At 65.3% G+C, this 18,038-nt stretch carries 15 protein-coding genes; 7 read left to right on the top strand and 8 right to left on the bottom strand.

The features are described 5' to 3' along the window. On the bottom strand, positions 1-328 hold a 328-nt coding region (locus NAO55_RS16530; protein WP_256070246.1), incomplete at its 3' end, for a hypothetical protein. A 28-nt stretch (positions 329-356) separates the two neighbouring features. Between NAO55_RS16530 and NAO55_RS16535 the strand changes: the two genes are divergently transcribed. The 5 genes from NAO55_RS16535 (at position 357) to NAO55_RS16555 (ending at position 6,514) form a co-directional block, all read left to right on the top strand. Further along, a complete protein-coding gene (locus NAO55_RS16535) occupies positions 357-1,271 on the top strand; it encodes a GGDEF domain-containing protein (RefSeq protein ID WP_102841233.1) in 915 nt (304 codons plus the stop codon). Positions 1,272-1,278: 7 nt separating this feature from the next. Further along, positions 1,279-2,316 carry an AraC family transcriptional regulator gene (locus tag NAO55_RS16540; RefSeq protein WP_102841234.1) on the top strand — a complete coding sequence of 346 codons (1,038 nt, stop codon included), beginning with the start codon at positions 1,279-1,281 and terminating at the stop codon, positions 2,314-2,316. Between the two features lie 45 nt (positions 2,317-2,361). Further along, entirely contained in the window at positions 2,362-3,264 is a 903-nt protein-coding gene (locus NAO55_RS16545) for a LysR family transcriptional regulator (protein WP_102841235.1), read from the top strand. A gap of 101 nt (positions 3,265-3,365) precedes the next feature. Continuing rightward, positions 3,366-4,169 carry a formate dehydrogenase accessory sulfurtransferase FdhD gene (fdhD, locus tag NAO55_RS16550; RefSeq protein ID WP_102841236.1) on the top strand — a complete coding sequence of 268 codons (804 nt, stop codon included), beginning with the start codon at positions 3,366-3,368 and terminating at the stop codon, positions 4,167-4,169. Then, positions 4,166-6,514 (top strand): FdhF/YdeP family oxidoreductase, encoded by a 2,349-nt coding sequence (locus tag NAO55_RS16555; protein ID WP_102841237.1) that lies wholly within the window; start codon positions 4,166-4,168, stop codon positions 6,512-6,514. The genes fdhD and NAO55_RS16555 overlap by 4 nt, the downstream gene beginning before the upstream one ends. Positions 6,515-6,517: 3 nt before the next feature. Here NAO55_RS16555 and NAO55_RS16560 read toward each other — a convergent pair whose 3' ends face one another. From NAO55_RS16560 to NAO55_RS16575, 4 genes are all read right to left on the bottom strand, one after another. Then, positions 6,518-6,907: a GFA family protein gene (locus tag NAO55_RS16560; protein WP_102841238.1), complete on the bottom strand. Its 390-nt coding sequence runs from the start codon at positions 6,905-6,907 to the stop codon at positions 6,518-6,520. Between the two features lie 118 nt (positions 6,908-7,025). Then, positions 7,026-7,730: a potassium channel family protein gene (locus tag NAO55_RS16565; RefSeq protein WP_102841239.1), complete on the bottom strand. Its 705-nt coding sequence runs from the start codon at positions 7,728-7,730 to the stop codon at positions 7,026-7,028. Next, a complete protein-coding gene (locus NAO55_RS16570; protein WP_102841240.1) occupies positions 7,720-9,048 on the bottom strand; it encodes a TrkH family potassium uptake protein in 1,329 nt (442 codons plus the stop codon). The genes NAO55_RS16565 and NAO55_RS16570 overlap by 11 nt, the downstream gene beginning before the upstream one ends. A 131-nt stretch (positions 9,049-9,179) precedes the next feature. Continuing rightward, entirely contained in the window at positions 9,180-11,585 is a 2,406-nt protein-coding gene (locus NAO55_RS16575; protein WP_102841443.1) for a PAS domain-containing protein, read from the bottom strand. Positions 11,586-12,036: 451 nt separating this feature from the next. Here NAO55_RS16575 and NAO55_RS16580 point away from each other — a divergent pair, with 451 nt between their 5' ends. Further along, entirely contained in the window at positions 12,037-12,711 is a 675-nt protein-coding gene (locus NAO55_RS16580; protein ID WP_102841241.1) for a TIGR04211 family SH3 domain-containing protein, read from the top strand. Between the two features lie 5 nt (positions 12,712-12,716). Here the strand turns inward: NAO55_RS16580 and NAO55_RS16585 are convergent, their stop codons facing one another. From NAO55_RS16585 to NAO55_RS16595, 3 genes are all read right to left on the bottom strand, one after another. After that, on the bottom strand, positions 12,717-13,028 hold the full coding sequence (locus NAO55_RS16585) for a hypothetical protein (RefSeq protein ID WP_102841242.1): 312 nt from the start codon (positions 13,026-13,028) through the stop codon (positions 12,717-12,719). Beyond that, entirely contained in the window at positions 13,025-13,642 is a 618-nt protein-coding gene (locus NAO55_RS16590; protein ID WP_232244596.1) for an AzlC family ABC transporter permease, read from the bottom strand. The genes NAO55_RS16585 and NAO55_RS16590 overlap by 4 nt, the downstream gene beginning before the upstream one ends. A 195-nt stretch (positions 13,643-13,837) precedes the next feature. After that, a complete protein-coding gene (locus NAO55_RS16595) occupies positions 13,838-14,638 on the bottom strand; it encodes an AraC family transcriptional regulator (RefSeq protein ID WP_102841244.1) in 801 nt (266 codons plus the stop codon). Between the two features lie 193 nt (positions 14,639-14,831). On the opposite strand from NAO55_RS16595, the gene NAO55_RS16600 reads away from it, so the two are divergent. Then, positions 14,832-17,951 (top strand): transglycosylase domain-containing protein, encoded by a 3,120-nt coding sequence (locus NAO55_RS16600; protein ID WP_232244549.1) that lies wholly within the window; start codon positions 14,832-14,834, stop codon positions 17,949-17,951. Positions 17,952-18,038: the final 87 nt, after the last annotated feature.

Genomic DNA, 18,038 nt, shown 5'->3' on the forward strand with positions numbered 1-18,038 from the left:
GCAGCGATGGAACGAGGGGAGTCGAGCGCAGCGAGACCCGGATGGTGGGGCAAGACCTTTTGGTTCCTTTTGGGGGGCCGGCCATCCGGGCGACTGCCAAAAGGAACTCGCCCAGCAGGGCGAAACCTGAATCGCCAGGCAACTCGGCAATCGGCATCGACTCGATGCCAGCAAGCCCCTCGTCCAGAACTGATCCAAATCCAGCAGGGCAAACCACATCCCTAATCTCACCCAGCAAATCAACCAAACCAAAAAAACCCTGAGCCAATTCAACCCCCACCCCATTCATCCAACCGTCACATCCATCTGTTTCCGTGCCCTCACGCATTGGCGCGATCCCTCGCCACGGAGACCCGATGAAATCCCTGCTCAAACTCCACACCCTCACCCTCCTCGGCCTCGCCCTGGCCGCCAACGTCGGTCTGCAGCTGCTGCTCGCCGTCGGCACGGTCAAATCCTGGGGCGAGATCGACTGGATGGACGTCGTCGGCGAAGGTGGTTGCGCAGCCCTCGCCCTCGCCTGGCTGATCATGCTGCTGCACAGCCGCCCGGCCGGCCGGGTGACGCGGCTGCTGGCGCTGGGGCTGGCCTGCATCTGCTTTTCCTGGTGGATGGACCTGCTCGACGAGTTCATCCAGATCCCCGCCGGCATCGCCTGGGATAACTGGCTGGAAACCGCGCCCATGCCGGTGGGTCTGTTGCTGCTGACCTTCGGCATCTACCACCTGAACCAGGAACAGCGCGCCATCAACGCGCAGATGCACAAACGCGAGCGGCTCTTCCGCGAGCATCGGCTGTTCGACAACCTGACCCCGCTCGGCACCGCCGAATACCTGCGGCGGCAGCTGGATCAGGCACTGCGCCAGGCTGCCGACGAGCAAAGGCCGCTGTCGCTGCTGGCGGTGGACCTCGACGAGTTCAGTCGGGTCAACCAGCGTTACGGCCAGGCCGAGGGTGACCTGGTGCTGCAGGCCGTGGCGCAGTTACTGGTGCTCAACCTGCGCCATCAGGACCTGCTCTGCCGCCTCGCCGGGGATCGCTTCGTCGTGCTGCTGCCCGATACCGCCGAGCAACAGGCGCGGCAGCTCGCCGAGGAGTTGCAGACCGCCGTGGCCAGCCTCGCGCACAAGACCCGCCAGCACGGCGAGCGCCTGCATCTGCGTGCCAGCACCGCGGTGGTGATGGCCTTCGACGACGATGCCGAGCAGTTGCTCAAACGCCTCAACCTCGGTTTGGCCAAGGCCAAGCAGTCACTGCCACGCTGCGCCTGAGGCGACCATGGAAAGCCCGTCACGCTGGTATGAATGGGACACCCGCTTCATCGCCGCGCACCACCAGCCGGCGGTGTTGCTCGACCTGGCGCTCTCGCGCGGTATCGACAGCCATGCGCTGCTGCGCGGCAGCGGGCTGTTCTACGAGGACGTCGCCAGCGGTCGTGCCCGCGTCAGCCCGGAGCAGCTGCTGACGCTCATCGGCAACACCGAACGCTTGTTGGGTGCTGCGGACAGCAGCTTTCTGTTCGGCCAGCGCTTGCTGCCCGGGCATTACGGCGATGTCAGCCTTGCCTTGGCCAACGCCGGCAACCTCGAACAGGCGCTGGAGCGGCTTAGCCAGTTCCGCGCCCTGCTCTGCCCGCTGCTGGCGCCAAGGCTGCTGCTGGACGAGCAGCAGCTGCACATCTATTGGCTGGACAATGGCAGCGCCGGCCGCCACCAACGGTTTCTCATCGAAGCGCACCTGACCGCCATCGTCGCGCTGTGCAAGCGCGGCAGCGGCCTGCGCCTGCCCTGGCGCTTCCAGTTTGCCTACCCGCAACCGCGCCATGTCGAGCAGTACTGGGTGCACCTGGGTGACGCGCTGCAGTTCGACCGCCACCTGACCCTGCTCAGCCTGCCTCGCGAGTACCTGCATCAGCCCTGGCCGGATGCTTCGGCCACGGTAGGCCAGGTCGCGCAGCAGGCCAGCCAGCAGCAGATCGATGCGCTGGAAGGCCCCTGTGCGTTTCTCGATGCGTTCTACCAGTATCTGCATGACAACATCCGCGAGCCGCTGAACCTGGAGCGCGTCGCGCTGGCGTTCGCCATGAGTCCGGCGACGCTCAAGCGCAAGCTGGCCAAGCACGGCACGCACTTCCAGGAACAGCTCGATCTGGTGCGCACGCACGTCGCGCTCTACCTCTATCAGGCCCGCGGCCTCGGCAACGAGGCCGTGGCGCGGCACCTCGGCTTCAACGACACCACCAACTTCCGCCGCGCCTTCAAGCGCTGGACCGGCGTGGTGCCCAGCGGGCTGCAGCCGCTGTTCGACGCCCCCTGACGGCGTGCTAAGGTGCCGCCCGCACTACCTTCGAGGCGAGCGGGCATGGATATCAAGCAGCTGAAGTTTCTCGTGGCGCTGGATGAAACGCGTCATTTCGGTCAGGCCGCGGCGCGCTGCCATGTCACCCAGCCGACGCTGTCGATGCGCCTGCGCGGTCTCGAAGAAGAGCTCGGCCTGCAACTGGTGATCCGCAGCCAGCGCTTCGAAGGCTTCACCGCCGAAGGCGAACGCATCCTGGCCTGGGCGCGCAGCCTGCTCGCCGCACAGGACGGCCTGCTGGCAGAAGCCGCCTCCTGCCGTGGTCAGCTGGTCGGCACCTTGCGCCTGGGCGTGGTGCCGCTGGCCGGTTTCGACCCGATGCAACTGGTGCAGGCCTTCGGCGAGCGCCACCCGAACCTGCGCTTCGAGCTGTTCGCGTTGAGCAGCGATCAGATTCTCGAACGGCTCAATCGCAATCTGCTGGACCTGGGCCTGTCCTATCTGGAGCGGCTGGATGACGCGCACTTCACCAGCCTGCCGCTCGGCGAAACCCGCATGGGGCTGTTGCATGACGAGCGCCATTTTCGCTTCGACGCGCCATCGCTGCGCTGGGATGCCCTGGCCGATCTTCCGCTCGGTCTTTTGACCGGCGGCATGCACTTTCGCCAGTCCATCGACCATGCGCTGCGTAGCCGTGGCCTGAGCCTGGCACCGCGGCTGCAGACCGATGCTGTGCACCATCTGCTGCAGGCCGTAGAGGCCGGACTGTGTTGCGCAATCATGCCGCTGGATAGCGGCCTCGAAGCACTGGACAGCCGACTGACCCTGACGCCCATCGAGAACGCCAGTACCCTCGCGCCGCTGGGGCTGATCCTGCGTCGCGGCTCACCGCGATCCGCGCTGGGCGAAGCCTGTTTCAACGAAGCGCGCGAGCTGTTACAGCGGCAAAGACCTGCCATCTCCTGACGGGCGATCGATACGCTCGATCACCCTATCGAACATAGCGATTGGACGATCCATCCCTGCGCTCCTAGGCTCCCTGCGTCGACCTGTCGCAGGCCATCGCCATGCAATACGCCACCCTCAACGCCCCAAGCGCCAATGCTCCGGATCTCGGCGCGGCCCCCTTGGCTGACGAATGCGCCCTGGCCATCAGCTACAACGGCCTCAATCAGGCCGTGATGATGGTGACGCCGCTGGACCTGGAAGACTTCGTTATCGGCTTCAGCCTGAGCGCCGGCTTGATCGAGCGCATCGATGATCTACGCGATCTGCGTTTGCGGGGCGATGGCAGCGCGCAGCATGCCGAAGTACAGGTAAGCCCGCGGGCGTTCTGGCACATCAAGCAACAACGGCGGCAATTGGCCGGCCACAGCGGTTGTGGCCTGTGCGGTGTGCAGGCGCTGGAGCAGGCATTGCCGCAGCTCGCACCACTTTCGCCAATCGAGCTGCCGCCCGAAGGGCATTTCCACGATCTACGCCAGCGCATCGCCGACGCCCAGCTGCTGGCCCGCGATAGCGGCGCACTGCACGCGGCACTGTATATCGACGGCAACGGAGAGATCGCCCTGTGCCGCGAGGACATCGGCCGGCACAACGCCCTGGACAAGCTGATCGGTGCGCTGATGCTGCAGCGCCGTACGCCAAGCGAAGGCTTCGTCGTGGTCACCAGCCGCTGCAGCCTGGAGCTGATCCACAAGGCCGTGCGTGCCGGTATCGGCACCCTGGTCAGTCTGTCCGCGCCGACCCATCTGACCGTCGAGTGGGCGCGTCGGCACCACCTAAACCTCATTCACTTGCCCCACCACAGCGCGCCGCGGGTCTACAGCCCGGCGCCCGCGCTGCCCGAACAGAACGGATGCCACCCATGAGCCGCACGTCCCGCTTCCATCCCGCCACCCGTTTCCAGCCCTACGCCGGCCCGGCAGGCGGCTGGGGCGCGCTGCGCAGCGTGGCCAGCGCCTGGCTCGGCAGTGGCAACGCGCTGAAGAACATCCGCGCCATGCTGCGCACCAACCAGAACGGCGGCTTCGATTGCCCTGGCTGTGCCTGGGGTGACTCGCCGGAAGCCGGCGCGGTGAAGTTCTGCGAGAACGGCGCCAAGGCAGTGAACTGGGAAGCGACTCGGCGTCGCGTGGACGCCGCCTTCTTCGCCCGCCACAGCGTCAGCCAGTTACGCCAGCAGAGCGATTACTGGCTCGAATACCAGGGCCGCCTGAGTGAACCGGTCCGTTACGACGCCGCCAGCGACCGCTATCAGCCGATCAGCTGGGACGATGCCTTTGCGCTGATCGCACGACACTTGAACGGCCTGGACAGCCCGCACCAGGCAGCTTTCTACACGTCCGGCCGGGCCAGCAACGAAGCGGCCTATCTCTACCAGCTGTTCGGTCGCAGCTTCGGCACCAACAACTTTCCCGACTGCTCGAACATGTGCCACGAGGCCAGCGGCGTCGCCCTGAGCGAATCCATCGGCGTCGGCAAGGGCACGGTGACGCTGGAGGATTTCGCTCACGCCGATGCGATCTTCGTTCTCGGGCAGAACCCCGGCACCAATCACCCGCGCATGCTCGAACCATTGCGTCAGGCTGTGGAGCGCGGCGCTCAGGTGGTCTGCTTCAATCCATTGCGCGAGCGCGGCCTGGAACGCTTCCAGCACCCGCAGAAGCCCATCGAGATGCTCGCCAACCAGGACGCGCCGACTCACAGCGCCTACCTGCGACCCAATCTCGGCGGCGATCTGGCGGTGCTGCGCGGTATCGCCAAGTACCTGCTGCAATGGGAGCAGGAAGCCCAGGCCAGCGGCGCGCCGGCGGTGTTCGATCACGCGTTTCTGGCTGAGCACAGCCGCGGGCTGGACGCCTATCTGGCCGAGATCGAAGCCACGCCCTGGGCGCTGATCGAGCAGCAGTCGGGGCTCGACCGCGAGACCATTCGCCACGCCGCCGCGATCTACCGCAACGCCGACAGGGCCATCGTCTGCTGGGCGATGGGCATTACCCAGCACCGTCACTCGGTGGCGACCATCCAGGAAATCGCCAACCTGCTGCTCCTACGCGGCAACATCGGCAAGCCCGGCGCTGGCGCCTGCCCGGTGCGCGGCCACAGCAACGTGCAGGGCGACCGCACCATGGGCATCAACGAGCGGCCGCCGCTTGCGCTGCTCGATGCACTGCAGCGCCAGTTCGACCTGCCGATGCCACGCCAGCCCGGCTACAACACCGTGGAATGCATCCAGGCCATGCTCGCCGGGCAGGTCAAGGTATTCATCGGTCTGGGCGGCAACTTCGCCCAGGCCACGCCGGACACCCCGCGTACGCAGCAGGCGCTGCGCAACTGCGCGCTGACCGTACAGATCAGCACCAAGCTCAACCGCAGCCACCTGACCATGGGCCGTGACGCGCTGATCCTGCCTTGCCTCGGTCGCACCGACATCGACCGCCAGGCCTGCGGCCCGCAGGCGGTCACCGTGGAAGACTCGTTCAGCATGATCCACGCCTCGCGCGGCCAGCTCGAGCCCGCGTCCGCCGAAATGCGTTCGGAGCCGGCCATCGTCGCCGGCATCGCCGCCGCCACGTTGGGCAAACACCCGGTGGACTGGCTCTGGCTGGTGGAGGACTACAGCCGTATTCGCGAGCTGATCGCCGCCACCATTCCCGGTTTCACCGGCTTCGACCACCGCCTGCATCGCCCTGGCGGCTTTTACCTGGGCAATGCCGCTGCCCGGCGCGAATGGAACACCGCCAGCGGTCGCGCCGAGTTCAAGGCGCACCCGTTGCCGGCCGATCTGCTGCCCGAACAGGCCCGCCATGACGGCGTGGAGGCCGACCTGATCCTGCAGACGCTGCGCTCCCACGATCAGTACAACACCACGCTCTATGGTCTGGATGATCGCTATCGTGGGGTGAAAGGCATGCGCGATGTGGTGTTCGTCAATCCAGTCGACATCCAGCGGCTGGGCCTGGAAGCCGGCCAGCAGGTCGATCTGCTCTCGCTCTGGGACGACGGCATCGAGCGCCGCGTGCGCGGTTTCACCCTGCTCGCGTACGACACTCCGCTCGGCCAGGCCGCCGCCTACTACCCGGAAACCAATCCGCTGGTGCCGCTGGAGAGCTTTGGCGAGCGCAGCCACACGCCGACTTCGAAATTCATCGCGATTCGCGTGCTGCCGAACACGCAGAAGACCGAGCAGCCGCTGATCGCCAGCGGGCAATGACGCTCATTCGAAGCGGCTGGAGTCGTCGCGATCGTGCGGGTAGCGCCGGTTGAGGGGAAACGCCGGCAGCCAGCCTTCGCGGCGCACGGTCCAGCATTCGTACGTTGGCGTCAGCTGGTCGGGCGCATCCAGTGCGCCTAGGTGTACCTCGATCTCATCGGCGAAGCGGGAAAAAACCGATGAGCCACAGCGGGGGCAGAAGTACCGTCCGGCGTATTCGGCCGTCTCACCCTCGACGGTCACCGCATCCTGCGGGAACACCGCAGCGGCGTAGAACAGCGCGCCATGATGCTTACGGCAGTCCAGGCAATGACAGATGCCGACTCGATAGGGCTGCCCCGCCGTCACGATGCGCACGTTGCCGCACAGGCAGCCCCCAGTTAATGAGTTCACCTTCTGTCTCCTCCGTCAGTACCGAAAGCGCCGCTCAGGGGCAGCGCGCGCACGGTCGAGGCTCGGCCGCCCAAGAAGCGTAGTCGCCTCCGGACCACCGCACTAACGGAGACTAGCTTCAGCTTCCCTTGCGCCCCTGGCCAGCGAAACGCTGGATGTCATGGGTCGGCCCCGAGACGATCAGCAGATCGCCCGGCAGCACCTGGGTGCTGGGCGTCGCGTGCTGGAAGTCCTGGTTGGCCCGCTTGAGGCCGACGACAGTCACGCCGAATTTTTCGCGCACCCCAGCCGCAGCCAGGGTGCTGTTGTGGATGCGCTCGGGCGCATGGATCTTGGCGATGGCGAAGCCGTCGTCAAACTCGATGAAATCCATCATCCGCCCGGAGATCAGATGGGCAACCCGCTCGCCCATGTCCGCCTCGGGATAGACCACATGATGCGCACCGATCCGCGTCGCGATCTGTCCATGCTCGGTGGTCAGCGCCTTGACCCAGATGTCTTTGATGCCCAGTTCGGTCAACGCCATGATGGTCATCAGGCTCGCCGCCATGTCCGAGCCGATACCGACGATGGCGTGGGGGAAATCGGCGACGCCGAGCTGCCGCAGCGCCATGACATTGGCGGAATCGGCCTGCACCGCATGGGTCAGCAGATCGGCCCAGGCATGCACGGGCTCGGCGGCCTGATCGATGCCCATCACGTCGTGCCCCAGGCGCGTCAGTGAGCGCGCCACCGAGCTGCCGAATCGCCCCAACCCGATGACCACCACACTGTCGCCTTTGGAGAACGAAAATTGCTCTGAAAACAACAATTTAGCCAACAATTGGGTGCTCCTCCGGATAGCGGTAAGGCATGCGGTGCTCGCCCAGCGCGAGCGAGGCGGCCAGGGTGATGGTGCCGACCCGGCCGACGTACATGAGCAGCGTCGGCATCAGCTGGCTGGTCTCCGGCAGATCGGCGGTGATACCGGTGGACAGGCCGACGGTGCCGAATGCGGAAATGACTTCGAAGATCACCTGATCGGTGGGAATGTCGGTGTCACGCAGGATGACCAGCGTACCGAGCACGACCATGGCGCTCCCCAGCACCAGCACGGTGATCGCCTGGCGCTGGGCCGAACTGCCGACCCGGCGGCCGAACGCTTCGGTGTCGGCCCTGCCGCGGATCTCGGCGATCACCAGCAGCGCCAGGATGGCCACGGTTCCGACCTTCACCCCACCGGCAGTACCGGCACTGCCGCCACCGATGAACATCAGGAAATAGTGCAGCGCCCAGCTCTCATGGGTCAGCGCGCCGATATCGAGCGCATTGAAACCGGCCGCACGCGCCGAGACCGAAACGAAGGCTGCCGAAAGAAGCTTGTCGGCCCAGGCCATGGGCCCGAGCGTACCCGGGTTGGACCACTCGAACAGCAGCACCGCCATGAAGCCGCCCACCAGCAGCACCGCCGTCCCGGACAGCGTCAGCTTGGTGTGCAGCGACCAGTGACGCGGGTCCGACCACCTGCGGCGCAGATCGTTGAGAACCGGAAAGCCGATGCCGCCGATGACGATGGCGCACATGATCGTCAGCAGAATGAATTCATCGGTGGCGTAGCGCACAAGGCCATCGCCATGAATGGAGAATCCCGCGTTATTGAACGCCGATACGGCATGGAACAGGCCGCTCCAGGCGGCCTCGCCCCAGCCAAGCCCGTACGACAGATGCAGCCGCAGGGTCAGCAGCAGCATGACCGCCAGCTCCATCAGCAGCGTGACGACCAGCACCAGTTTCGCCACGCTGCTGATGTCGCCCAGACCCAGTACATGGGACTCGGCCTGCGCGATCAGCTTGGCCCGCAAGCGGAACGAACGGTTGACCAGCAAGCCCAGCAAGGTCGCCAGGGTCATCATGCCGAAACCACCGAGCTGGAACAGCACCATGATCACCACCTGGCCGAAGGTCGACCAGTAGGTGCCGGTGTCGACCACCACCAGGCCGGTCACGCAGACCGCCGAGACAGCAGTGAACAATGCAGTAACCCAGGGTACCGGCTCGCTCTGCACGTGAGCGGCCGGCAGGGACAGGAGGGCGGTACCACAGAGGATGGCGAACAGGAATACGAGCGCGACAGCCCGCCCCGGATGCAACAGTGATTTCATTCGATCCACACCGACGGAACCGAGAGGTTAGAGCCATCGGAATCGGCGGCCCTGGAAAGCAGGGCGAGTGGCTAGGCGCATTGCCGTGGATATTCAACACCGCCGAGAAATCATCCTGGGCCGCCCCGGCCTTAGCTGCTGAGCAGTTCCAGTACACGAGCGGCGAGGATCTCTATCGCGAACGGCTTGGTCAGTACCTGCATGCCCTCTCCAAGCGAGCTGTTGCCCAGGGCTGCGCTTTCCGCATAGCCGGTGATGAACAGCGTCTTGAGACCTGGCCGGACCTGCCTTCCAGCGTCGGCCATCTGCCGCCCGTTCATTCCGCCCGGCAACCCGACATCGGTGATCAGCAGATCGATCGCAACATCCGACTGCAGCAGCTTCAGCCCAGCAAGGCTGTCCGCCGCCTCGATCAATGTGTAGCCGAGATCGCCAAGCACATCGGTCAGCAGCAGGCGTACAGTCGGTTCGTCGTCGACGATCAGGATGGTCGCACAGGCTCCGGCCAGGGTCGCGCCGCTGCGGTCCGGGGTAGCGGCAGCGGCGCCTGCCTGACCGTGATAGCGCGGCAGGTAGATGGTCATCGAGGTGCCTTGGCCCACTTCCGAGCTGACACGTACCTGCCCCCCCGACTGTTTGGCGAAACCGTAGATCATCGAAAGCCCGAGCCCCGTGCCTTCACCGATCGGCTTGGTGGTAAAGAACGGATCGAACGCCTTGGCCATCACACCCGGCGTCATTCCCGTGCCGGTATCGCTCACCGACAGCGAGAGGTATTGCCCGGCGGGCAGCTCTTGCGCCTGCGCAGCGTCCGGCCCGAGCCAGCGATTGGCCGTCTCGATGGTGATGCGTCCGCCGTCTGGCATGGCGTCACGCGAGTTGATGCAGAGATTGAGAATGGCGTTCTCCAGCTGGCTGGCATCCACCGACACGGGCCAGAGAAAGGGAGCGCTGATGGTCTCGACGAGGATGCTCGGGCCCACCGTGCGCTGGATCAGCTCGGTCATGCCATCCACCAGGACACTCACGTCAAGCGGCCGCGGATCCAGAGTCTGCCGCCGGGAGAACGCCAGCAGCCGGTGGGTCAGCGCCGCGGCACGCTTGGCCGCGCCCTGAGCCGCCAGCATGTACTTGTCGATATCGTTCAGCCGGCCCTGGGCGATCCGCATGCTCATCAGCTCCAACGCGCCGCTGATGCCGGCCAGCAGGTTGTTGAAGTCATGCGCCAGACCGCCAGTCAGCTGCCCCACCGCCTCCATCTTCTGCGACTGGCGCAGCTTTTCCTCGGCGTGGATCAACTCGGCCGTCCGTTCGGCGACGCGCTGCTCAAGGGTGTCGTTCAGCGCTCGCAGTGCTGCAGTGGCACGGTCACGCTCGGCCTCGATGGAGCGTCGGTCCTCGACATCGATGAGCACGCCCGGAAAGCTCAGCGCAGTGCCGTCCGGGCCATGATCGACACGGCCATTGGCCTCGATCCAGTAGTAACGACCATCGGCGCGACGTACTCGGTATTGGTGTGCGTAGGCCCCACCGCGGGCAATAGCCTCGTCGATTGCGGCGAGCAGCCCCGCTCTGTCTTCCGGATGGACCGTCGTGATGATCTGTTCCAGGCCGAGCCCTTCGCGGCCAAGCCTAGGATCGAGGCCGAAGGCGCGAGCAAAACCGTCATCGACGGTGAACTGGTCCGTCTGCAGGTCCCAGTTCCAGGTGCCAATGATCGCCCCAGCCGCCAACGCCAGCTGGACGCGCTGGACATTCTCGCGTGCCAGCGCTTCGCTGATGCGCAGACGATTCTCGGCATCCCGCCGCTCGGTAACGTCGTTGAAAAGGATGGCGATCCGGCGCTCGCTGGGATCGCCGACCCGGACTGCCCGCACGTCGAACCAGCGCTCGAACGCTCGCGCGTAGCTTTCGAAGTTGGCCGGCTCACCGGTCTTGGCGACATGGCCATAGGCTTCGAACCAGAACTGCTCCAGCTCCGGCGCGATCTCGGTGACCCATTTGCCGCGCAGATCGACGCCTGTCTGGCGTTCGAAAGCCGGGTTGACCTCGACGAAGCGGTAGTCCACGGGGCGGTCATCGGCGTCGAACTTGACCTGAACGATGGCAAAGGCCGCTTCGATGGTCTGCAGTATCGCGCTGAAACGCTCTTCGCTCTGGCGCAACGCCGCTTCGGCGGCACGTACGCGGGTCAGATCGAGCATTGCGCCAATCATGCGCACCGCCCGGCCCTGTGCCGTACGAATCACATGGCCGCGATCGAGGATCTCCGCGTATGTCCCATCCAGGCGCTGAAAACGATACTCGTCGGTCCAGGTCGTGCCACCGCCGTCGATGATCGCGTGGATCGATCGCCTGATCCGCTCACGATCCGCCGGGTGGATCTGCTCCAGCCACCATTGGCCGGACGTGTCGACAAACGCCAGCGGATACCCATAGGCCTGTTCCAGCGCCTCATTCCAGAGCACATGATCCGACTCGAGATCCCAATCCCAGACGGCATCACGGGTGGCCTTGGCTGCCAGGCGATAGCGCATTTCGGAATCATCGGTGGTGCTGTCATTCAGCTTGGCGCGCAAGCGCACCACCTCAGCTACGAGCTCCTCGCGGGTAAGATTTTCCAGAAGTGTTCCCCTCGTCGATATCCATGATCAAGGGCGAACCGCTACCCATAATGTGGCGGCAATCAAAGCAAAAAAGGCCAGGTTTTGCACATCCGATATCGCCGAAAGCCGCTCATCGACTGGCGCAGCGCGCGCGAACTTTTCGCCGCAACGGCTGTCATTCAGCTGATGCGCCATACGGAGCGGCGACTGCGCGCTCGATTTCCGCGCCTTGTGTCTCGGGCTCCCGACTAGGGTCGCCGCCCCGCCGGCTGTGTCCAACGTGCCTGTCGTCCGGTATCGACAGCGCCCCAAAGGGCCAGGTGCAGCCAACCTCAGTGCCCCGCCCCGGGACTTACTCTTATTTCAATATCGCGAATCCTTCATGCCCATATCTCTTCATCCTTCTGCCCTGCTTTCCCGCCTTACCTCCTCCCGGTCGTGCAAGTGGATCGGCGCCGGCCTATTCGGCGCCATGCTGGTCGCCGGGCCGGCCCATTCCCAAGAGCCCACCGACAACACACGCTGGGTCAGCGACAGCCTGAACACCTATGTACGTAGCGGTCCAACCGATGGCTACCGCATCGTCGGTACGCTGACCTCCGGGCAAAAGGTCGAACTGATCAGCACCCAGGGCGACTACAGCCAGGTCCGCTCGGAGTCGGGCTCAACCGTCTGGATTCCCAGCAGCGAGTTGCAGGAAGTCCCGGGCCAGGCCGAACGCCTACCGCAGCTCGAGCAACAAGTGGCTGAGCTGAGCGAAGAGCTCAAGACCATCGATGACAGCTGGCAACTGCGGGTACAGGGCATGCAGGAGACCCTCGATTCGCGCAAGGCGCTGATCGACGAGCTCGAAGCCCGCCGCGCCGCGCTCGAAGCGTCTCTGACCGAAACCCAGTCCGAACTGCGCGCTACCCAGGCCCGTCTCGGTGACGAGAACAAGCAGATGCTCATGCAGTACATGATCTATGGCGGCAGCATCGCCGGTGCCGGGTTGCTGGTTGGGCTGATCCTGCCGTCGCTGACCCGCGGCCGCAAACGCAACGACCGCTGGTTCTGAGCGGGTCAGGCCAGGTAAGTGCCAAGCAGGTAGTAGAGGGCAGCCGCGAGCAGCGTGCTGCCTGTTAGCCCAACCCGACCATGCAGGGCGAGCACCGCGACGGCCATCAATGCCGGCCCGCCTGCGATGGGCGAATGGCTGATCTCGCTATACACGACGTACACGGCGAGGTTGAGGAACACAGCCATTGGCATCACCTGCCCGACCAGGTGTATCCCTCGTGCGCTCAGCGGGAAGCGGACGAATGCCGGCACGACGCGCACCAGCATGCTGGTGACCGCCAGCGCCGCAAGGGTGACCAGAGCCGCATCGTTCATCCGCGGCTCCTGCCCAGCAGCCAGGTCGCCAGCAGAACGCCCGCCCCCCAGAAATACACCGGCCCCAGCAGCAGGATCAATCCGCTCGCTCCAGCAGCAGCAAGCCCAACTCGCATGAGCGTCACCCGCCAATCATCTTGCAACGAGCCGATCCGGTTCTTGAGCTGTGACGCGGCCAGATACAGCAGCACAGCACTTGCCGGAAACGCGAGGTTCAGATCGTCGCCGAGCCAGCTGTCGGACAGCACCTCGCCGAGCGCAGCGCCAAGTACACCCGCCAGCACCCAGACAAGAAAAATGACCAGGCGAATGCGCAGCACCACGCCGGGCGAATCGTCATCACGCTCGCTGGCATAGGCCTCGTCGCCGAGCATATGCGCGCAACAGGCGCGTTTGAATGCGCCGTCCGGCAGGCGATCGACGGTGCTGAGTGCCATGGGCAGATAGCGACTATTGATAGAGGCCGTGACGAGCAACAGCGTGAGAAAATCCGCGCCATGCTCGCTAAGCGGCAATGCGGCGAACTGGCCACTGCCAGTGAAACCGAGCAGACCGACGAGCAGTATCTCCAGCATCGACCAATCGGAACGCGCTGCCAGCACGCCGAATAGCATGCTTACCGGCATGACCGACAGCGCGACCGGTAGCGCCCGTCTCAGTGCCGGCAGTCGAGCCGCAGGCCCGCCCTGAGGCCGGTCGAATGCATCCGCTGCTTCTGTCATCCGCAATCCCCACTGTTCAGCACCTGTTTCGCCCAGTCTCGGCGCCGCCACCCGCTGGCGTCTTGCACGATCGTGCAGCCAAGCGGCTCAGGCGCGGCGTATCAGCCGTAGCCAATGCCCAGGCGAAAGGCCGTAGGCCTGCTTGAACTGACGGGTCACATGGCTCTGATCGGAGAACCCGGCGATCAGCGCAGCATCGCTGGGCACACTTCCGCCAAGCAGCAGATGGCGCACGCGGTCGAGTCGCCGCAGCGTCAGATAGCGGTAGGGGCTGGTGCCATACAGCGCGCGGAAATCCCGCGACAGGCTCCAGCGGCCGCGGCCCGACACCCGTTCCAGTTCATCGAGGCTGATGGGCTGGGTCAGGAGTTCGTGGATGTAATCCCGGGCTCGTTCGGCCGCACGGTAATCCACACTGCGGCGCCGGCCTTTGGCACCGGAGACTGCTGCCAGGGCCTGAGCAACGTCATATAGCGCATCCTGCTCCTCCAGCCTGTCGAGTGGCCTGTCGAAGCTCTGCAGCAGGCTGCGGACGGCCCGTTGCATGCGCGGATCGCGGGACACGCCTTCGTTGATGAACGGCAGAGCCTGGCCGCCCAGCGCGCCCTGCAGCAGCGCGGGCTCGATGTAGACGATGCGGTAGCGGAAACCGGCCTCGCTGCCGGCCTCGCCGTCATGCAGTTCATCGGGGTGCAACACGATGGTGTCGCCCGGCAGGCTGTAGCGCGAACAGTTGCGGTAATTGAAGCGATGTACGCCCGCCAGCGTACAGCCGATGGCATAGGTATCGTGCCGGTGAGGAGCGAACCCATAACCGGCGAAATAGGCTTCCAGCCGCTCAAACCGTCCCGGTTCGTGCGGGCGCCTGACCCAGTCCTTGTCGCTCATGTGCGTTGCGCCATCGTCCGGTATCCATCGGTCGCGTTGTTGACCGCGCTACGGTAGCGAGCGATTGCGGCGGCAGGCAATCGCAAGCTGCCCGGGGCGCATTCTTGAGCCGCTCCGTTCGTCAAACCGCCATCGCTTAAGCCCCACGCGCCGACTATGCTTTGCTCAGACACTGCTAGGAAGCCAGGCACACATGGGCGCAGTATGGCGGTCCGACAAGACATCCCAGGATGGGCGTTATCAGCGCGCCCCCTCACCGGCCTCATCCCGTAACTCAGCCAAATCCCGCCGCAAGACAGCACGGCGGCTGGCGCTGGTTGTCGGGGGTTTTCTGCTGGCCGGCGGCGGCTATCTCGGCTGGCAGGAGCTGGAAAGCTCTCGTTGGCAATCCCATTGGCTAAGTCGCTACGCAGCCGATCTGGATTACAGCGTGCGACCCGGGCCCAGCGCCCGTATCCAGTTTCCGACGGATGGCCCCTTCGATCGCCGGCTGGGTTACGTCGACCTGCCGCACTTCATCGAGCGCCTGGTGCAGCGCAATTTCCGCATCGAGGAGCAAGCCCGCTTCTCGCGCGCGCTGCTGGATTACACCAGCCGCGGTTTTTTCCCGCCCTACCCTGAGCAATCCCAGGCCGGACTGACGATCAACGACTGTCGTGGCGTACCGCTCTATACCAACAGCTATCCGCGCCAGTACTACGAGCGCTTCGAAGACATTCCGCCGCTGGTGGTGATGAGCCTGCTGTTCATCGAGGACCGCGGGCTGCTGGACGCCAGCCGGCCGAACGCCAACCCGGCGGTGGACTGGCCGCGCTTCACCAAGGCGGCCATCAGCCAGCTGGAAAAACGCCTGGGCCTCGGCGGCCAGGCGGCGGGCGGCAGCACCCTGGCCACTCAGGTGGAAAAGTACCGGCACTCCCCCGAAGGGCGCACCGGTGACCCGCAAGAAAAGATCCGGCAGATGATCTCGGCCAGCATCCGGACCTACCGGGAGGGGCCGCAGACGCTCGCCACCCGCCAGCGCATCGTGCGTGACTACCTCAACAGCGTGCCGCTTTCCGCCGCGCCGGGGCACGGCGAGGTGCACGGCATCGCCGACGGCCTGCGGCTGTGGTTCGGCGCCGACTTCCGCGAGGTCAACCGCCTGCTCGATCCGCGTGCCGTCAGCGTGGTCGATCCGCAGGCCCGCGGTCTCGCCCTGCGCCAGGTGCTCTCGCTGCTGATCGCCCAACGCCGGCCGTCGTATTACCTGGGTGCCGGTCGCGAGGAGATGGCTGATTTGACCGACAGCCACATCCGCCTGCTGGCCAATGGCGGCATCGTCGACCCGGCACTGCGCGATGCGGCACTTGCCCAGCGGGTGGTGGCCGACAACCCCAGCCGTGAGGAGGCGATTCGTCCTGTCGAGGCGACCAAGGGGATCACCGTTGCGCGCATGCGCCTGGCCGGCCTGCTCAGTCTGCCGCTGTACGACCTCGACCGGCTGGACCTCACGGCGAGCACGCCGCTGCAGGGCGACCTGCAGCGGCAGATCAGCGAATACCTGGTGCGCCTGGCCGATCCTGCCTTCGCCGAATCGGTCGGCCTGTTTGGCGATCGCATGCTCTCGCCGGAAAAGACCGCTGATGTGCGCTACAGCTTCACCTTGTTCGAGCGCGGCGATGAAGGGTTCCGCGTGCGCGTGCAGACCGACAACACCCACCAGCCGTTCGACATCAACGAAGGCAGCAAGCTGGAGCTGGGCTCGACCGCCAAGCTGCGGGTACTGACTACCTACCTGGAAGTCATCGCCGAGCTGCACCAGCGCTATTCCGAGCTCAGCCCGAGCGAACTGCGCAAGATCGATGCGCGTGCCAATCTCAGTCGCTGGGCCATCGACTACCTGGCAACCAACAGTGATCGCAGCCTGGACCGCATGCTCGATGCAGCGCTGGAGCGCCGCTACTCGGCGAGCCCGGCCGAGCGCTTCTTCACCGGCGCCGGCATGCACCGTTTCGGCAACTTCCGCCGCGAGGACGACGGCCGTATTCCCACGGTGCGCGAATCGCTGCGAGAGTCGATCAATCTGCCGTTCGTGCGCCTGATGCGCGATCTAGTCAGCTACAGCACTTACGAGACCATCAACAGCGCCGAGCTGCTGAAAGACGACAAGGACCCGCGCCGCCAGGAATACCTGACCCGTTTCGCCGACCGCGAGGGCTCGGTGTTCCTGCAGCGCTTCTGGAAGAAGTACCGCAACAAGAGCACCAACGAGCGGATCGAAACCTTCCTTCAGGGCATGCGCCCGACGCCCGTACGCCTGGCCGCCGTGCATCGCTACCTGATGCCGGACGCCGAGCGCGAAGTATTCGATCACTTCCTCAAGCAGCACCTGCCGGATGCCGATCTCAGCGACAAGAAGCTGGATGAGCTCTACACGCGCTATGGCCCAGGCGCCTACAGCCTGCCCGATCAGGCCTATATCGCCCGCACCCACCCGCTCGACCTGTGGCTGCTCGGCTACCTGATCGCCAACCCGCAGGCGACGCTGTCCGACGTGGTCACCAACAGCCGCGCCGAACGCCAGGAAGTCTACGGCTGGCTGTTCCGCAGCCGACACAAGAGCGCACGCGATAGCCGCATCCGCATCATGCTGGAAGTGGAAGCCTTCACCGATATCCATCGCCGCTGGCAGCGCCTGGGCTATCCGTTCGACAACCTGGTGCCATCGCTGGCCACCGCGCTTGGCAGCTCCGGAGACCGGCCGGCAGCGCTGGCCGAGCTGATGGGCATCATCCTCAACGACGGCGTCCGCCTGCCCAGCGTGCGTATCGACAACCTGCACTTCGCGCAGGGCACGCCCTACGAGACACGCCTGGGGTTCGTCGCCGGCAACGGTCAGCGGGTGATGCCGGTGGAAGTGGCGCGCGCGCTGCAGGACGCACTGGCCAATGTGGTCGAAGGCGGAACGGCGAGGCGTCTGCAAGGCACCTTCGTCACCGACGATGGCACTCCCCTGCGCCTCGGCGGGAAGACCGGCACCGGCGACAACCGCATCCAGAGCGTCGGCGCCGGCGGACGGCTGATCAGCTCGCTGGCGCTGAACCGCACCGCGACCTTCGTGTTCTACCTGGGGCCACGTCACTTCGGCACGCTGACAGCCTACGTGCCGGGGCGCGCCGCCGACAGTTTCCGCTTTACCTCGGCGTTGCCGGTACAGACGCTCAAGGGCATGGCGCCGATCCTGCAGCCGTACCTGCAAGGCGCGAACAGCCTGTGCCAGCCCGAGCATCTGCCGGCGCTGACCAGCGGCATGCTTTCAGCCGAGCACTGACGCACAGGGGAACGCCGGCGACCAGCTCAGCCCTCGGCAGCTCGTAGCGCGCCGATGCACATGCAAACCCGCGCTCGTCCGCACGCT

This window comes from Stutzerimonas frequens, assembly GCF_024448335.1.
GTDB lineage: Bacteria > Pseudomonadota > Gammaproteobacteria > Pseudomonadales > Pseudomonadaceae > Stutzerimonas > Stutzerimonas frequens.